This is a genomic window from Okeania sp. SIO2F4, from assembly GCF_010672385.1.
Taxonomy (GTDB): domain Bacteria; phylum Cyanobacteriota; class Cyanobacteriia; order Cyanobacteriales; family Microcoleaceae; genus Trichodesmium.
The window spans coordinates 1,762-18,723 of sequence record NZ_JAAHGT010000005.1 but is presented as its reverse complement, the minus strand read 5'-3'; the positions used below and the strand labels follow the sequence as shown (position 1 = coordinate 18,723).

Here is a 16,962-nt window from a genome sequence, read left to right as displayed (position 1 = left end):
GCACAAATTAAGCAAGCAATAACAGGCTATGGCAATGCAGATAAATCTGATGTGCAACAAGCAGTAGCTAGAGAATTAAATTTGGAAGAAATTCCTAAACCGGACGATGCGGCTGATGCTTTAGCGGTTGCTCTAGCAGGAAGTTGGTTAAATTAGGCAGTAAGAGATTTTTCTGAAAAGTATACAAAATTTTTTTTTTTGATTTTAATTTTGGAATAGGTCTAGAAAAATCTACATATAGTGTAGCGCTATAGTTTTTCCTCTCCACATATAGTATAGTGCTAATGGAAAATTTTTATTTTTATACTTAGCAGGTTAATATAAATTATATCACATTTTCGGTAATCTAGACATTAATACATATTAACTAAAATTTATACCTCTAAATTATACTGCTCTGTCTACTTAAGCCTTGCTGATTAACTCTAAAAGAATTTAGAGATAAAGGCTAAAGCCTTTTTTTACGAAAGAAGTGGAAGCTTTTCACTCCTAAATGCTCAAATTTGGAGCAGACAAGGGCAGAAAATCTGAAACACTTCTTCTGCGTACCTCCTCCTTAATGCTTATTCCTGGCTCTTGAATCCTACTCTCAGCAAACCCTACTTAAATTTCTTTTTTTCACCGACGGCAGGATTTTGCTCCCACTACATTCCAAACCCTAGCTTCGTTGGCCGTAAAAAATAGATAATTGTTATCCTCAATACATCATTAATGGCTGTTTTGTATTAACAAAAGACCATATAAGCAAGTCAAAAGTCTCAAAAATATTAAGATTAACTTCACACTTTATCTAATTGTGAGTTAAAGTAAATAATTGTAAAGAAATATGAGATTTTTGGCTTTCTTTTTTAATACAAGCATTTACTGTCCACTTTTTGGATTTAAACTAAACATACAATGATAAAATTTTTTTCAAAAAAACTTTTTGTATCAATTGCAGCAATCTTCCTAGCATTATCGACTTTTGCTCTAACTCCAAAAGTTGCTCAAGCTTATAACAATCCAGATTTACTTCCCAAAGAGCAAACACCAATCATCGATCTAGCCAGAGCATTAACAGACATTCAAGAAAATTTACTAGCCAAAGACTTAGAGCAATTTGAAACAGAAACTGGCTGGAAACTCAGAGTCTTGACTCAATTCGACCGTACTCCTGGTAGAGCAGTTAAAGATTTTTGGGATCTTGATAATAAAAGTGTCTTGTTAGTAGCTGATGCTCGTGGTGGTAATATCCTTAACTTTAATGTGGGTCGCGCTCTTTATGAATTTCTGCCCCGGACATTCTGGGTAGAGTTACAAACTCGCTATGGTAATCAATTTTTTGTGCGAGACCAAGGTGAAGACCAATCAATTATTCAATCATTAGAATCTATCAAAACTTGTTTACGTCAAGGTGGTTGTAACGTTGTACCAGGTTTACCACGGGAGCAGTGGATTTTAACTTTAATTACATCAGCTATTGGTGGGGTAATTTGTGGCTTTGCAGCTCAACCTCGTAAACCAGGCCAAGCTTTTTCTTGGCAGTGGGCGTTAATATTTTCTCCATTGTGGGGAATTTTGTTTATTGCTTTTGGTATTGGTCCGGTAGTTTCAAGAACTTCAGATTGGTTGCCATTGACTCGTAATATTGCAGGTTTTCTTATTGGTGCCTTAGTTGCTTATCTGACTCCATTTCTGAATCAATCTTCTCCTTCAGAAACTTAAAAAATTTTCTATATCTAAACTAAAAAAAATTAATAACTAGGAATGTTTGATTGATTCAATTATTCCTAGTTTTTTTTAATTGTTTGAAGCTGATTTTTGATTGGAGAGAGCCAAAATTTAACTGTTAAAATAGAGAAAGGCGATCGCTACTTTTAAGTAGAGTAAAAATCTCTGATTTGGAAATCTATAAAATTCTTCTAGCAACAATCAATCAGATTCAGAATCAACTCAAAGAATTAAGTGGTGGTAAGTTGAAAAAACTGGCTGATATTTACCTTCAAAAAAAATTATCAAAGGAACTCCAGATATTACTTGATCGAAAGAGAGCCAAAATTTAACTGTTAAAATAGAGAAAGGCGATCGCTNCTCTTTAATTTTTCATCTAATACTCTGTTTAGCAAAACAATTGTCATTACTATATTACAGCCGTTTTCATTTGGGTAAACCATAGTAGGGAGGTTTCATGGAACTTCCCTATAAGGTTTTGGTTGTGACGTGAGGTTATGCACCTGAAAAGTGCTTTAAGTTAAAGTAAATTTTTAAATAATCATATCAAAGGAGGCAGTATCTGTTGAAAAAAGCATAGAAATCTGGTTTATGTTAAATGCCTGACTACACTAACATCTACCTCCCACCCACTTTCTTATAACACTGTAAAGCAAGCAGATTTGATATCAGAAGTAATAAACAAGTAATAATTTTTATAGCTTACCTTTTAACTATTAGAAATCTTGAGAAAAGAGGGAACAGGGAACAGGGAACAGGCAAAAATAATTGATTTTATTTTTAATTTTTGGAGATTTCTATTAAAAGGATAATAAGGATGTCTTGACAGATATCCTTACATATTTAGGATTACCTAGAAATGAAATATTGATTAAACCACTTTTTCTAATTTCATACTTAAATCTAACCAAGTTGACCGAGTAATAGGAGCGCTAGTAGAAATATAATCTACTCCTGTTTCAGCAACATTCCTAATAGTTTCCAGGGTAATATTTCCCGAAGCTTCAATTTTAATCCGACTATTATTTTGCCGAATCATTTTAACTGCTTGCTCCATCACTTCAACAGACATATTATCGAGCATAATAATATCCGCTTGATGCTCCAAAGCAGTCTCTACTTCTAGTAATGTTTCTGTTTCTACTTCAATAGTTAAAGGATAAGGTATCGTTTCTCTGACTTTAGCGATCGCTTCCCCAATACCTCCAGCAGCAGCAATATGATTATCTTTAATCATCACTGCATCATCCAGACCCATGCGATGATTTTTTGCCCCACCAACTTGAGTGGCATATTTTTCTAATATTCTCAGACCAGGTGTTGTTTTCCGAGTATCAACCAGTTGCACTTCCAGATCGGCAATTTTGTCTGCGTATCTACGGGTCATAGTTGCTATCCCACTCAGACGCATTCCCAGATTTAAGGCCACTCTTTCCCCAGTTAGTAAACTATCTAAAGGTCCATCTAATTTAGCAATTACTTTTCCCTTCTCGCACCATTCCCCCTCTGCAACAGTGGGCAAAAGATTTACCTTTTCATCCAGAAGTTGAAATACCCTAGCTGCTATAGGTAAACCTGCAATAACTCCTGGTTCCTTTACTAACCAATGAGTATTGAAAAGTACATTTTTTTAAGAAATTCACCCCAAGATTCTTACTCCCCCCTCTTCCCCCTCTTCCCCCTCTTCCCCCTCTTCCCCCTCTTCCCCCTCTCCCCACCCTCCCACAAGGTTTTCAGGAGTTCCTTATCAGGGATAGTAAGGGAAGGGGGAGGCTTCAAGGTGTGAATTGTTGAATGAATAATTAATTGACTATCAACTCTTAATTATTAATTATTAACTATTAATTATTAACTATTAATTATTAATTATTCGGTAATAGTTTGGGTAAGACGCGATCGCAACAAAATAAAGTACCTGCTGCTACACAAAGCGGAATACCTAAGAAATTAACTATAGGAATAGTAATTAAAGCTTGACAAATTAACCCAAAAGTAGCACTTGCTGGAAAACTACGACGTACGACTGTTAACTTCTCTCGAAATTTTAATTTTCTTCTCTCCAAGGGTCCATCAAAAAAGTCAAGACAAACAATAGAAGTTGTTAAAGCTATGCCACCAATAGTTGCTATTAAAGAGCCTCCAGGAAAAAAGTTTAGTAGTAATATTGGCAACCCTATTCCCAGAAACAAAGCAATTTTTTTTAGCTCAAAAAGTATAGCTCGCCAAATATCCTTAAGAGAGGCTAATAAACCTGGAGGATCTTCAGGTAATGTTCCAGTTATAATTTTTTCTAATTGTTCAGAAAGTTGACCATAAAAAGGCGAACCAAGAATCACTCCAAATTGTACTAACAAAAATCCAATTATCAGAAGTAATATGATAAATATGATGAGTTGTATAAACCAATCTAAGATATTATCTAAATAACTTAAAAAATTTAACCAAGTTGGTAGTTGAGCAATTAGAGCATCAAAGCGCAAAGATAAGTTATTAAAAATAGTCTCAGTCAAATTAATTCCCGGCAGAAGTAAACCAATATAAAGAATAATTCCGACCACAATATTAATAAAAATTGGAACAATTATATAACCTATTAATCTGGGATTTTTGACAAATATCATTAGAGCACGAAAATGGTAAGTTGCGCCTGCCACTAATCCTACAGGAGCTTCAAATATAGATAGTATTGACCTTGAATTTTGCTGTTTTATCATAAGTTCATAACTCCCCCGCTCCTCTACTCAAAAAAGTGTAGCAAACATTTATCAAACTTGGCATTATCCCGAGAATTTTTTTGATAGTAACTATGGGAGAAATATAGCAATTTTAACAATGGATAATTGATAATTAATTTTGCTTATGAAATTCTCAAAGTAGAACAGAATTATATTTAATTAATCAACTTATGATTTTGAGTTTTAATCTAATACCAAATCCCATGAGCGAAAAGCTGATTAAAGATATCTATAGGTAAGCATTCAGCGGTCAACTATCAGCTTTATTACTTTTAAAGTAATTGAGAGATTTCAAAGAATTAAAAGTTACTGTAAAAGTCCATTAGTCAACCTTAATAGTCTATCGAACCACATAGTTCATGTTCATTGCTGAGAGCTGACCGCGAGCTAGCTGAATGCTTACATCTATAGCAATCCTAAATTGGTCGTGACAATTTTTATAATAGTTAATTTAAGCTGAAAACCTTGAAAATTCTGAATTCTGAATTCTGACTCCTAACTACTACTAAAATATTACAACCGATTAGAGGGTTGCTATATATTCTGCCTCACTCTATAATCAGCCTATAGTACCGGCTCGAGTCATAACTTGTCTCTATATATAATTTCTCAAGTTACTAAGGTACGTTTGTTTTTCTTATTTTCTACTCCCTACTCCTTACCGAAAAATTAAGGTATAAAGCCTCTCCATTCATGGAGAAAAAGCGGTCTAGGGATGGATGGGTTACCTAACCAGATCCAATCGACCAAGAGAAGAAAAAAATTCCTTTTAGCCAATCCTTCTATTACAGAATAGGTAATTATTAATTATTAATTATTAATTGTTAATTATTGAATCCCTAGTTTACAATTGACAAACCCAGCCATAAGGGTCAGTAACTTTCCCAGTTTTAATATCTTCCAATTGTTGTAAAATTTTAGGAGCATATTTACGTTCAGAAACAGGAGGTAAAATCATATCTCTACCTTGATAATTAATAGTAGAAATATGAGCAATAGTAGCAGCAGTTCCCATGCCAAATGCTTCAGAAAGACTCCCCTCTTGATAAGCATCTGCGACTTCATCAATAGAAATTAATCTTTCCTGAACTTTAACACCCATATCTTTGAATAAAGTTAATACACTATCTCTAGTAATTCCTGGCAATATAGTTCCCGTTAACTTAGGAGTAATAACCACATCATTAATAAGGAAAGCCACATTCATTGTGCCACATTCTTCAATATATTTTTTCTGCTTCCCATCCAACCATAAAACATTATCATAACCCTGTTGTTTAGCTTCTTTATCTGCTAATAAACTACCACCATAATTACCTCCACATTTAGCTGCACCAGTTCCTCCTTCAGCAGCTCGAACATATTTATCAGTTACAATTAACTTTACAGGTTCAGAATAATAAGCACCTACCGGACAACTAATAATAATAAATTTATAACTACTTGCTGGTTTGAGACCAACCGATTCATCTGTGGCAAAATAGATAGGTCGAATATATAATACACTACCTGATTGAGTAGGAATCCAATCAGCATCTAGTCTAATTAATTCTTTCAAACCATCCATAAAAATATCTTCAGGAACAGGTGGCATACATAATCGAAAAGCTGATTCATTAATCCGTTTATAATTAGCTTCCGGGCGAAATAATAAAGGTTTTCCTATAGGATTTCTATAAGCTTTTAAACCTTCAAAAACTGTCTGACCATAATGTAGTGCAGACATAGAAGGAGACATAGAAATATTACCATAGGGAATAATTTTCACTTCTTGCCAACTACCATCTAAATAGTTAGCAACCAACATATGGTCGCTAAATACTTTACCAAAGGGACTATTATTGATATCCTGTTCTTTAATCCGAGAATGGCTAGTTTTTTCTATAGATATTTGAGAACTAACTATTTGCATTATTGTCTGACTCCAGAATAGTAACTACAATTTTTCTAGGATACCATTGATAACTTAGTAGTTACCAGTGATGAGAAAATTTACAGCTGTTTTCAGGTCAATGAACCACATAAAAAAAATGATAACCCTGTAGGGACGTTGCATGCAACGTCCCTACTTTGTGGTCTACTAATCATGAAAAGCGCGATATAATACAAAAAATAACCATAAAATGTGGGGATGGGTTAATTTTAATTGATAATTGGCTTTGATCCAAATAAAATCAAATACCCATCCTCTTATCTAGTCTTGTGATGTCTAATTTACTTCCTTAACCTGTTTAAAGATGTTTAAAATTAGACGACAGTTGCTCAAGGTTGGCACGCACCCAGAGGTGTCATAAACTAGATAACGACTCCTAGAAATTCTAGGGAACTGGTCACATTATGGGCAATCTCGGTGCCCCCTATATATTGCGGAGCAATTAATGGTGGGTTTGTGACTCTAATTACCGAACTTCAGATTATTCATCATGCTTGGCAATAACCCAAATAGCATGAACAATGCCACCAATATAAAAACCAAAAATAGTTAAAAGAAGATTAATCCAAAAAGCACCCCCTAGACCAACGGTTAAGAAAACACCTAAAGGCGGTAAAAATATAGCAGCCAGAATTCGTAGTATAGTCATTTTAGTTACTCTTGTAATTCTTAAACTATTGTTTTTTGAGAATATGGCAATAGCCACAAAGGTCAGGAATTATAGAATAGGCAAAACAAGGGAATATCAATAATTAACCTTCTTGCCTCTTTATTCCTCCCTCTTTATATAACTTCAACTCTTAGTAGAACCTTTACCGAAAAATTTAGGAGGTTTTGCTAAAGTATAAACCTCCGTTTCAGTGGCGATCGCTTCCCGCAGATGTTTAGGCACTTGTAACATCCCCAATAAAGTAGTCCCATCCAACATCTGAAACCCACCAGTAGTTTTTTCTGCCAAAAGTTTATCAATTTTTTCTGTATTAGGATAATTATCAATCATTTCCCTTGAACCCAGAACAAAACCCCAAGGTCGCCCATAAGTAGGGACATGACTACTATAGGATTGAACATAAGGAAATACCGCCTTCATTGTATTGACAATTCGAGCATGAAGTTTCATTTCTCCAGGGGAAACAGGACCAGCTTGAACAACAAAAAATCCTCCTGGAGTAAGTACCCGCAGAATTTTTTCAAAATAGTCCTTAGTAAATAATTGAAATGAGGGTCCCTCTTCAATAGGATCGGAAAGGTCAGAAATGACCACATCCCAACCTTCACCAGAAGTATCCAAAAATTCTAAAGCATCACCAATGACCAACTTGAGGCGAGGGTCATCAAAAGCATTCTTGTGCATTTCTGGCAAATACTGCCGACAAGCTTCTACCACTTCTCCATCAATATCAACCATGGCCACTTTTTCCACAGTTTGCCAACGTAAGACCTCCCGAACAGTAGCTCCCTCACCACCACCAAGAACAAGAACTTTGCCAGGAGAACCATGACAAATCATGGGAGGATGTACTAAAGGTTCATGGTATAAAAATTCATCCCCTGTACAAGATTGCCATTTACCATCAAGAACCAGTGCTTTACCATAAATACCTGTTTCTACAATGTACATTTCTTGATAAGCAGTTTTCTTATAGGCAAGAACCTGAGTAATACCATGAACATAAATATCCCAAGGTGTGATATACTCACTGACCCAGAAATCTGCACCAACTTCAGTACCAGCCATAAGACATACTCCTGAATGACATATTTATCCAAAATTATTGACACAGAATCTATTTCTTAGCACAAAATGGTTTTCGATTCCAAGCAAATTAATATATAAACTAGAGGTTTTTACAGATATTATTAACTAAATCACCTTTTTTCAGAGGATCTCCACTATCAGAAAGTTAAGTCTCACTCAAATAATTATCATAAAGTCAGAAAAAAATTAGCTAAACAACATCTAAAAATTAGTATACTAACTTACAGAACATACAGTCTTAAATGAAAGAGTTTTGCTGAGAATCTCCCGCTCAGTCCGAATTTTTAGGGAGAGAGTATGTCAATCAATATATCAAGAGCAAAAATAACTTTTCCTAATTAAAATTATCTGCACTCATCACTCAAATCTGACTTTTGATTAAATCGCAGGTATTATTACTTATTTATCTCATTAAAATTATCTACACTCATCACTCAAGCCTTACTTTTGACTTGTGACTTAACAAATTGTAGCTTGTATTCAAGTATAATTCATTAAATAAATTACTCTTGATGGTGCTATGGAAAATAATACAACTAACAACTTCTCAAATGTCTCTTTCAATCAGTGGGATGTAGAACTTTACGAGAGTAAACATTCCTTTGTTTCTAACTTGGCAATAGATTTATTAGAATTGCTCAATCCCCAAATAGGTGAAAAAATTCTTGACCTTGGTTGTGGTACAGGTCATCTGACTTATAAAATTACTACGAGAGGAGCAAAAGTTATAGGAATTGATAATGCTCCGAGTATGATTGAAGAAGCTCACCGTTGTTATCCAGATATTAAGTTTGTAGTGGGAGACGGAGTTAAGATCGAGTTGAAAGAAACATTTGATGCGGTGTTTTCTAATGCAGCACTTCATTGGATTAAAGAACCAAAAAAAGTTATCCATAATATTTGGCGCGTACTTAAACCAGGAGGTCGTTTCGTTACAGAATTTGGTGGAAAAGGTAATATTGAAACAATTATTAGTGGTATTTATGAAGCTTTAGATGCTGCTGGTTATAGTAGCAATAAACAACTTAATCCTTGGTATTTTCCTACTGTAGGAGAATATGCTACTCTATTAGAATCGGAAGGTTTTTTGTTGACTTTTGCTAGGTTATTAGAAAGACCAAATAAACTTGAAGACGGAGAATATGGTCTGCGTAATTGGATTAAGATGTTCGCGAGTTGTTTCTTTGAAGGAATTCCTGAAAAAAAGCAAAATATTATTATTGATGATATCGAAAATAGATTGCGTCCTAATTTATATAAGAAGGGTAAATGGATAGCTGATTATAAGAGAATTAGAATTATGGCTTTTAAGGAAGGTAAACCAAATAAATATTTCTAAATTATTGATTATTTAAGTTATTGTTGCAGTCTAGAATCATTTATATATGTTACCAACTTATATTTCATTTTACTGATATGATTGCTAAAAATTAATGCTTTATACTATGTTTAGTTGGAGACTTAGGAATTGCTGAAAAAATATTATGGGTGAAGGCAGAGAACAGGTAATATTAATAGTTTTAGTATTACTTTCTCTGCTTTTTTCCTCATATTTTGCCCAAAATGTTAGGTTTTTGAGCTGAATTTTAGTCATTTTATTGCACTTTTTTCAAGCTTTCGCAGCACTTAAACTTATAATATCTATTGGTTATGGATTTATTCAGACATTCCTACTTACAGCAGTTTTGGAGTTGATGAGGTACAAAATTTTAGGACTTTAGGCAACAGGCAAAAAAGAATTAATAAACTTTAGCTCACTATCCTGGTCAAATGCTGTAAGAATTAACACCAAACAAGTGCAGAGGGAGGAAAATAAAGAGGTTATTAGGAACCTTCCTATAGCTGAAGCAAATTAAACAATTTTTTTTTGTTTTTTACCTACATCCAAAATATTTTTTTCAGGATATGTAGGCAAACTTTTGAGATTTCCTATTGCCAGTTAATCACCAGAAAAATTGAGCGATAAATTAAATAAATTAAGTAGCTCTCAAACATTCAAGAAAAACGATAATTTTTCAAGCCGACTTACTTAATAGAATAATTAAAGTAACTTATCAAGTGCTGTCTTGTAAGTTTCATAAGGAGAAACCCCAACTATATTTTCTACAAGTTCACTACTTTTAAAAAACATCACTGCTGGAATACTACGAATACTGAATTTCGTGGCAGTTTCTTTGTTTTCAGAAATATCAAGTTTAACTACTTTGACACGACCTTGATATTCTTCAGCTAACTGGTCAATTAAAGGACTAATTTTCTTACATGGACCACACCAGGATGCAGTACAATCTACGACAAAGACTGTCTCAGAAGTTAAAAGTGTATCAAATTCACTGTCATTTATGTAAGTTGCTGTATTCATTGGAATACCTGATATAATTAATTATTATTCATCATATAGTAATTATCGTACTTGTTAGCTATTAATTTCTAAGTTTTTAGGGAAGAAGAAAAATAAGTGTAAGCGATCGCTTTGATAAAGCCTATACCTATAGATGTATAGATAGATAATCTAAGTTATTTTATTATTATTTCGATCGTCAATCCATTGCTTGGCAAGTTTAACTGCCTCTTGTCGAGAAGAAGCATAAGGTACTGCTACAACACAACCTAATTGATAATTAGCCCAAACTGCATAAGTAGGATATCCATTCATTTCACCTTTGTCTATTTCAACTTTCCAACCTTTATATTCAAAGGACAACATAATATGAGGAAAATCAGGTTCAATCATTATCTCTTTTTAACTATAATTATCAATATTGTCATCAGCAACATAAATAGCTTTTACATTGTAGCAATTTAAAAATATCCGAGAAATTTCTCAAGCTAAATGTGATTTGACTAGATAAATTAACTGTTGCACAAAAACAGTCATTGTCTGTTCATTTAATCTCCCGCTCAATGACAAAACTCCTGATAATAATCTGTGCAACCAAGTTATTTTAATCATCATTTTATAGTGCTAGGGAATAGGGAATAGTAGGGTGTCAAAGGGTTTCATAATTTATCAATGTTTTAACCTTAATGCGTAACACTATAACTTCCCAATTCGGATGTTTTTGATTTGACTCTGTTTTGATAAAACAATGGAAAAATTAATATCCTCTATAAAGATTTCCTAGGGAATCTACAGCTAACTGCCGTCAGCTTTTAGCTTCCCTCCTGGGTCGAAACGGCAAACTTCAGCACTTATTATAATTAACCTCATCTTGTCTTGATGCGAAGAAATTATTAGACCTCTTACAAAGGTTGTAATTAAATAAATTCAAGATCTAAAATCAACAATTTCATCTCTCTATTTCCTGACTTCTGCAATAAGTCTATTGTTAATAGATTTCAGATAGTTTCTAGCATAAATAATAGCTACTCAGTGAATATACAGCCTATTCCATGTAAGTATGGTACAGTGATTATAGTAGATTTGATTAAAGACATGAAAACTTTATTCGATACTTCAAAAACTATTTAAAAATTTAGTGCCACTGTACCTCATCAACCAGGAATCCGCCGTAAGTGTTCTTAAACAAATCATTACTTAATTCATAAAAAAAGTTCAGAACTTATTGGTAAGCATTCAGCCGTCAGCTATTAGCTAGCCTCCTCGCGGAGGAACTGCGTTAACAGCTATTGTTTTTAGTAGGTATTCAAAGCTGTATTAATTGAGCGATAATTAAATCTTACTACAAAAGACCTTAAAGTCTATAATTTATTTAAACTCCGTCCTTAAAAAGACTGTCTTATTGTACTTAAGCTGACTGCTAATAAAAGACTATCTTATTGCACTTAAGCTGACTGCTAATAGCTGAATATTTACCCTTATTGCTAATAATTATTTGCCGAACATTCCAGCACAGAAATACTTACTATCTCCTTAATTATAATTATCAATATTACCATAAGCAGCATAAACAGCTTTTACATTATACCAAGGGGAGGAACTGGGTTAACAGCTAACAGTTATTGTTTTTAGTACGTATTCAAAGCTGTATTAATTGAGCAAGAATTAAATCTTACTACAAAAGACCTTAAAGTCTATATTTATTTAAACTCCGTCCTTAAAAAGACTATCTTATTGCACTTAAGCTGACTGCTAATAGCTGAATATTTACCCTTATTGCTAATAATTATTTGCCGAACATTCCAGCACAGAAATACTTACTATCTCCTTAATTATAATTATCAATATTACCATAAGCAGCATAAACAGCTTTTACATTATACCAATTCAAAAATATCCGAGAAATTTCTAAAGCTAACTGTGATTTTCCTCGGTCAATTAACCATTGCAAAAAAACAGCCATTGTCTTTTCATTTAATCTGCCACCTAATGATAAAAATCCCCATAATAATCTATGTATCCAAGTCATTTGAATCATCATTTTAACTTCCCAAGTCGGATGTTTTTGATAAAACAAAACACCCATTTTCCCCCTTTGAATTTCTCTTTCAATCATTCCTGGTAACTGCTCCAAAGAAAAAGGTGGATGCCAATGATAACCAACAGCATCCGGACACTTAATCAATTTTAAACCCAAATTTTTTAACCTAACCCCTAACTCCAAATCTTCCCAACCATACTGTTGAAAACGAGTATCAAATAACCCCGCTGCAATTAACCAATGACGAGCGATCGCCACATTTCCTGTAGCAAAAAAAGCTGCCGAAAAATCAGTCAACTTATAAGGTTCTGAAGTGGGAAAATCAAAATTACAAGTATTAATAACTCTGCCATAAGTAAATACATTCTCTGACCCTGCACCAACCAAACTATTTGCGTGTGATTGTAGAAAAGAATCTGTCACCACCAAGTCACTATCAATAAAAATGATAAAATCTCCCTTGGCCTGCTCAACCCCCAAATTCCGAGCTGCTGCTGGCCCTTGGTGAGATTGAGTCAAAAGTTGGACATGAGAAAATTCTGTTGCTCTGGCCTTTAAGCAAGAGATAGTGTCATCTGTCGAACCATCATCAACAACTATTACTTCATAATCTATAATTGGGCGGTCATAATTTTGATTTTCCAGAGCGCGAAGACATTTTTCTAAAATCGGTTTGCGATTATAAGTGGGAATAACTACACTGAAAAACATTTTTTCTCCTGACATACTCCCACACTATAGCGCTAGCTTAGTGTGGGCTTCTCGTTTCCCAGCCCTGCCATTGCATCGGGCAAGCGCGTGCTTTGAGAACGGAATGCCCTACCGCCCTATTTTTTATATTTATCGCTCCATTCAAGTCCCGGTCTATTTATTTAATTGTTTAATAATTAATTATTTCGGTAATAATTAATTATTAATTGTTAATTATTAATTATTAATTGTTGAAGACTAATCGTCACAGTTTTAATTATAAACTCTTCTGGTATTGGACGATGCTGAATTAACTTTACCTTGCCAATTTTGGGTAAATTAATTTTATTTCCTTCCATGCAATCAAACTTGATTTGAGGATAAGTAAAACTACGATAACGGCTTGTTTTATTAAACCTTGGTCTTCCTAATTTATATCCACTTTTATCTGCTTTAAACCATCTATCAAAGGCAAATTTTACCGAATTATTAATTATTAATTATTAATAATTAAATAATTTTGGTTTAAAGCCTCCCCTTGGATAGGGGAAAAAGCGGTCGAGGGATGGCGAGGTCTCCTCGCTGGCCTCCAATCGACCAAGACAGCGGTCGTTTGCGCAGCATTCCGTAAGGATGGGATGGCGAGGTTTCCTCGCTGGCCTCCAATCGACCAAGAGAGCGGTCAGCAAGCGGAGCATTCCGTTAGGATGGGATGGCGAGGTTTCCGTTCCCTCCGGGACGCTACGCAAACGCTTGCCTCAAATCTCCCCTTGAGAAGAAATAATATTTCCTGATCTTCAATTGGTGTAACGGTTAAAACCTTCTTGTAATTATCAATTATCCATTATCAATTATCAATTATCAATTAATGAACCGTTTTATGCAATCTTGTAACACCTGAGAATGAATTAGCTTGTAGGAAGGAAACTTGTCTTTGGTATTGACCAAATCTCGTTTTTGAGAGTAATAATCTGGATTGTCTCTTAGTTCAGGAATTGGCATTACCAAGGGGCAAGCGTTAACTGGACAACGGTTTTATGACCACCATGAGAATCTTTCACCTAACCGATAGTTGTACTGCCGACGTAACAATTCTAACCACATTTCTATTGTGTCTATTTGTTCTTTGTTTGGCCTTAATTTATATTGGTAGGCAGTCCGCATGGTGGAAAATTTCCGGGGTTATAGCATGATAATAATACAAGTTTTTCAACTAGGGCGAAAGCTTCTGCTGGGATGTTGGCCAATTGATGGGCATCGAACCCATTCAATTTGCTGCCGATTCATCTGGTCGCCAAATCTGCATATTATGGCGTGAGGTTTCTCAGCGATTCAGCTAAAGAAGGTAAACAAAGCAGGAGTCAGCACAACAGAAAAAGCAGAAAAGTTTTGATGGGGTATTTTTCCTATGTGGGTCTCTAGTTTTTTCTACATCCTATTACCCACTTTTCATTCCTCTAACAATTAGGATAGACTCTAGAATCTGTACTTTGCCTGACAATAATTTTACAGGCTTAGTCCCATAATAAAAACCCAGTTGTTAATTTCTAGAAAAAAATCTATGAGTCGTGCCACTAAAGTTGTATTAGCTTATTCTGGTGGAGTAGATACCTCCGTTTGTATTCCCTACCTAAAAAATGAATGGGGAGTAAAAGAAGTAATTACCCTAGCAGCAGATCTAGGTCAGGGGGATGAGTTAGAAGCAGTTCAGAAAAAAGCATTAGATTCGGGTGCAGTAGAATCTCTAGTCATAGATGTTATCGAACCTCTGATTAAAGAATATGCTTTTCCTGCTATTCAAGCAAATGCTCTGTATGAAAATCGTTACCCTCTGGCGACAGCATTAGCTCGACCTTTAATTGCCAAAATATTAGTAGACGCAGCAGAAAAATATGGTGCTGATGCTATTGCTCATGGTTGTACAGGAAAGGGTAACGACCAAGTAAGGTTTGACGTTGCTATTGCTGCACTAAATCCTCAAATCAAAATTCTTGCACCAGCGCGGGAGTGGGGAATGAGTCGCGAAGAGACTATTGCTTATGGTGAAAAATATGGCATTCCAGCACCAGTGAAAAAATCTTCCCCTTACAGTATAGATAAAAATTTATTGGGGATGGCGATCGAAGCAGGTGAGTTGGAAGATCCTTGGGTGGAACCACCAGAAGAAGTTTATAACATGACGAAGGCGATCGCCGATACTCCTAACGAACCAGAATATATTGAGATTGGTTTTGACAAAGGAATTCCTGTTAGTCTGAATGGTCAAGGTTTAGGTGGAATTGAGTTGATAACTAAACTTAATCAGATAGCAGGAAATCATGGTATCGGTCGAATTGACATGATTGAAAACCGTCTAGTGGGGATTAAGTCACGAGAAATTTATGAGTCTCCCGCGATGTGGGTTTTAATTCAAGCGCACCGTGACTTAGAGAGTTTAACTTTGACTGCTGATGTAACTCGTTATAAGCGTGGTATTGAGGAAACTTACAGTCAGTTGGTTTATAACGGTTTATGGTTTAGTCCGTTGAAGGGTGCGTTGGATGCTTTTATTCAACAGACCCAGGAAAGGGTGACTGGTGTTGTGCGGGTGAAATTATTTAAGGGTAATGCAATGGTTGTCGGTCGTCAGTCTGGCAACTCTTTATATAGTTATGACTTAGCAACTTATGGTGCAGAGGATGAGTTTGACCATAAAGCAGCGGAAGGATTTATTTATGTTTGGGGTTTGCCTACTCGTGTTTGGTCGGAGAAACTTAGAGGTTAACAAAAAATAGCGAGAAGTCCCGCGTTCTCCTCGTCGGGAACGTCGTATGGGAAAGCGACCATATTATAATAAAAGAACACAGGGGTCCGACATCACCTCTCTCTGTATAAACTGCAACTCCTTTGCGGGTTGAAGAATCCCGCGTTGTCGCTCAAGCGCAACATTGGGAGTATGTCAATAAGTTGGCGATTTTTTAACTTTAATTAGTTGTTCCTGTAGGGATATTTTTTCATTTCTACAGGAATAATTTTTTTTGTTTAGTTTGGGTTAAGCGATCGCGTAGCGGAATGGATTTTCTATTGCGCAACTCAATAAATATCTAAATGATTAGGACTTAAGCATTACAAGGTATTGTTGTCATTGCGATCGACTCTTAAGCAATCTCAAATCCTATTTTTTCCTACCTCATCCGTACGTCCTGATGATGTTGGGTTTCGTACCTCAACCAAACCTACATTAACTACATTAACTGAATAAATATTTTTCTCATCTTGATTTTTTAATTTATCATTTTATATCATGTCCGCTTAATTAGTTATAAAAAAAACTTTCTCCTCTTCCTCTTCCTCTTCTCCCTCCTGACTCCTGAGAACTCCCCAATTATTTATAACTATTCATCCGGACATGATATTACTCTTGTTTTTCTTCAATAAATATCTAAATGATTAGGACTTAAGCATTACAAGGTATTGTTGTCATTGCGATCGACTCTTAAGCAATCTCAAATCCTATTTTTTCATACCTCATCCGTAAGTCCTGATGATGTTGGGTTTCGTACCTCAACCAAACCTACATTAACTACATTAACTGAATAAATATTTTTCTCATCTTGATTTTTTAATTTATCATTTTATATCATGTCCGCTTAATTAGTTATAAAAAAAACTTTCTCCTCTTCCTCTTCCTCTTCTCCCTCCTGACTCCTGAGAACTCCCCAATTATTTATAACTATTCATCCGGACATGATATTACTCTTGTTTTTCTTCAAT

The 16,962-nt window shown here is 34.9% G+C and carries 14 protein-coding genes and 1 pseudogene; 4 read left to right on the top strand and 11 right to left on the bottom strand.

The annotated features are described in order from the left end of the window. Both F6K22_RS00570 and F6K22_RS00565 read left to right on the top strand, forming a co-directional pair. The coding region (locus tag F6K22_RS00570; protein ID WP_293092214.1) for a crossover junction endodeoxyribonuclease RuvC at positions 1–156 on the top strand (156 nt) is incomplete at its 5' end. Between the two features lie 741 nt (positions 157–897). Continuing rightward, a complete protein-coding gene (locus F6K22_RS00565; RefSeq protein WP_293092211.1) occupies positions 898–1,704 on the top strand; it encodes a TPM domain-containing protein in 807 nt (268 codons plus the stop codon). A gap of 877 nt (positions 1,705–2,581) precedes the next feature. Here the strand turns inward: F6K22_RS00565 and nadC are convergent. From nadC to F6K22_RS00540, 5 genes and pseudogenes are all read right to left on the bottom strand, one after another. Continuing rightward, positions 2,582–3,319: pseudogene (nadC, locus tag F6K22_RS00560) on the bottom strand (carboxylating nicotinate-nucleotide diphosphorylase); the annotation flags it as partial. Positions 3,320–3,572: 253 nt separating this feature from the next. Then, on the bottom strand, positions 3,573–4,424 hold the full coding sequence (locus F6K22_RS00555) for an EI24 domain-containing protein (RefSeq protein WP_293092210.1): 852 nt from the start codon (positions 4,422–4,424) through the stop codon (positions 3,573–3,575). An 865-nt stretch (positions 4,425–5,289) separates the two neighbouring features. Continuing rightward, entirely contained in the window at positions 5,290–6,357 is a 1,068-nt protein-coding gene (locus F6K22_RS00550) for a branched-chain amino acid aminotransferase (protein ID WP_293092208.1), read from the bottom strand. A 502-nt stretch (positions 6,358–6,859) separates the two neighbouring features. Next, the gene (locus tag F6K22_RS00545) at positions 6,860–7,027 is read right to left on the bottom strand and encodes a YqaE/Pmp3 family membrane protein (RefSeq protein WP_293092206.1); all 168 of its coding nucleotides are present in this window, start codon (positions 7,025–7,027) and stop codon (positions 6,860–6,862) included. A 144-nt stretch (positions 7,028–7,171) separates the two neighbouring features. Further along, positions 7,172–8,116: a spermine/spermidine synthase domain-containing protein gene (locus F6K22_RS00540; protein ID WP_293092204.1), complete on the bottom strand. Its 945-nt coding sequence runs from the start codon at positions 8,114–8,116 to the stop codon at positions 7,172–7,174. Between the two features lie 541 nt (positions 8,117–8,657). Between F6K22_RS00540 and F6K22_RS00535 the strand changes: the two genes are divergently transcribed. Then, positions 8,658–9,476, top strand: coding sequence for a class I SAM-dependent methyltransferase (locus tag F6K22_RS00535; RefSeq protein ID WP_293092202.1), 819 nt, complete (start codon positions 8,658–8,660; stop codon positions 9,474–9,476). A gap of 702 nt (positions 9,477–10,178) precedes the next feature. On the opposite strand, the gene trxA is transcribed toward F6K22_RS00535, so the two are convergent. The 6 genes from trxA to F6K22_RS41610 all read right to left on the bottom strand — a co-directional run bounded on the left by trxA (position 10,179) and on the right by F6K22_RS41610 (position 14,373). Then, entirely contained in the window at positions 10,179–10,499 is a 321-nt protein-coding gene (gene trxA / locus F6K22_RS00530) for a thioredoxin (protein WP_293092200.1), read from the bottom strand. A 150-nt stretch (positions 10,500–10,649) separates the two neighbouring features. Continuing rightward, positions 10,650–10,871 carry a hypothetical protein gene (locus tag F6K22_RS00525; protein ID WP_293092198.1) on the bottom strand — a complete coding sequence of 74 codons (222 nt, stop codon included), beginning with the start codon at positions 10,869–10,871 and terminating at the stop codon, positions 10,650–10,652. Positions 10,872–10,961: 90 nt separating this feature from the next. After that, complete coding sequence (locus F6K22_RS41615) at positions 10,962–11,093, bottom strand: hypothetical protein (RefSeq protein ID WP_363272553.1); 132 nt, start codon at positions 11,091–11,093, stop codon at positions 10,962–10,964. Positions 11,094–12,306: 1,213 nt separating this feature from the next. Further along, positions 12,307–13,230 carry a glycosyltransferase family 2 protein gene (locus F6K22_RS00515; RefSeq protein WP_293092212.1) on the bottom strand — a complete coding sequence of 308 codons (924 nt, stop codon included), beginning with the start codon at positions 13,228–13,230 and terminating at the stop codon, positions 12,307–12,309. A 209-nt stretch (positions 13,231–13,439) separates the two neighbouring features. Beyond that, positions 13,440–13,568 (bottom strand): hypothetical protein, encoded by a 129-nt coding sequence (locus F6K22_RS00510; protein ID WP_293092196.1) that lies wholly within the window; start codon positions 13,566–13,568, stop codon positions 13,440–13,442. Between the two features lie 676 nt (positions 13,569–14,244). After that, positions 14,245–14,373, bottom strand: coding sequence for a helix-turn-helix domain-containing protein (locus F6K22_RS41610; protein ID WP_363272551.1), 129 nt, complete (start codon positions 14,371–14,373; stop codon positions 14,245–14,247). A gap of 397 nt (positions 14,374–14,770) precedes the next feature. On the opposite strand from F6K22_RS41610, the gene F6K22_RS00500 reads away from it, so the two are divergent. Continuing rightward, on the top strand, positions 14,771–15,973 hold the full coding sequence (locus F6K22_RS00500; protein WP_293092194.1) for an argininosuccinate synthase: 1,203 nt from the start codon (positions 14,771–14,773) through the stop codon (positions 15,971–15,973). Positions 15,974–16,962: the final 989 nt, after the last annotated feature.

What these genes read in the sequence shown, in the direction of transcription:
- F6K22_RS00565 (WP_293092211.1), top strand. Translation starts at nt 898, where the DNA reads ATGATAAAATTTTTTTCAAAAAAACTTTTTGTATCAATTGCAGCAATC.
- F6K22_RS00555 (WP_293092210.1), bottom strand. Translation starts at nt 4,424, where the DNA reads ATGATAAAACAGCAAAATTCAAGGTCAATACTATCTATATTTGAAGCT.
- F6K22_RS00550 (WP_293092208.1), bottom strand. Translation starts at nt 6,357, where the DNA reads ATGCAAATAGTTAGTTCTCAAATATCTATAGAAAAAACTAGCCATTCT.
- F6K22_RS00545 (WP_293092206.1), bottom strand. Translation starts at nt 7,027, where the DNA reads ATGACTATACTACGAATTCTGGCTGCTATATTTTTACCGCCTTTAGGT.
- F6K22_RS00540 (WP_293092204.1), bottom strand. Translation starts at nt 8,116, where the DNA reads ATGGCTGGTACTGAAGTTGGTGCAGATTTCTGGGTCAGTGAGTATATC.
- F6K22_RS00535 (WP_293092202.1), top strand. Translation starts at nt 8,658, where the DNA reads ATGGAAAATAATACAACTAACAACTTCTCAAATGTCTCTTTCAATCAG.
- trxA (WP_293092200.1), bottom strand. Translation starts at nt 10,499, where the DNA reads ATGAATACAGCAACTTACATAAATGACAGTGAATTTGATACACTTTTA.
- F6K22_RS00525 (WP_293092198.1), bottom strand. Translation starts at nt 10,871, where the DNA reads ATGATTGAACCTGATTTTCCTCATATTATGTTGTCCTTTGAATATAAA.
- F6K22_RS41615 (WP_363272553.1), bottom strand. Translation starts at nt 11,093, where the DNA reads ATGATGATTAAAATAACTTGGTTGCACAGATTATTATCAGGAGTTTTG.
- F6K22_RS00515 (WP_293092212.1), bottom strand. Translation starts at nt 13,230, where the DNA reads ATGTTTTTCAGTGTAGTTATTCCCACTTATAATCGCAAACCGATTTTA.
- F6K22_RS00510 (WP_293092196.1), bottom strand. Translation starts at nt 13,568, where the DNA reads ATGGAAGGAAATAAAATTAATTTACCCAAAATTGGCAAGGTAAAGTTA.
- F6K22_RS41610 (WP_363272551.1), bottom strand. Translation starts at nt 14,373, where the DNA reads ATGCGGACTGCCTACCAATATAAATTAAGGCCAAACAAAGAACAAATA.
- F6K22_RS00500 (WP_293092194.1), top strand. Translation starts at nt 14,771, where the DNA reads ATGAGTCGTGCCACTAAAGTTGTATTAGCTTATTCTGGTGGAGTAGAT.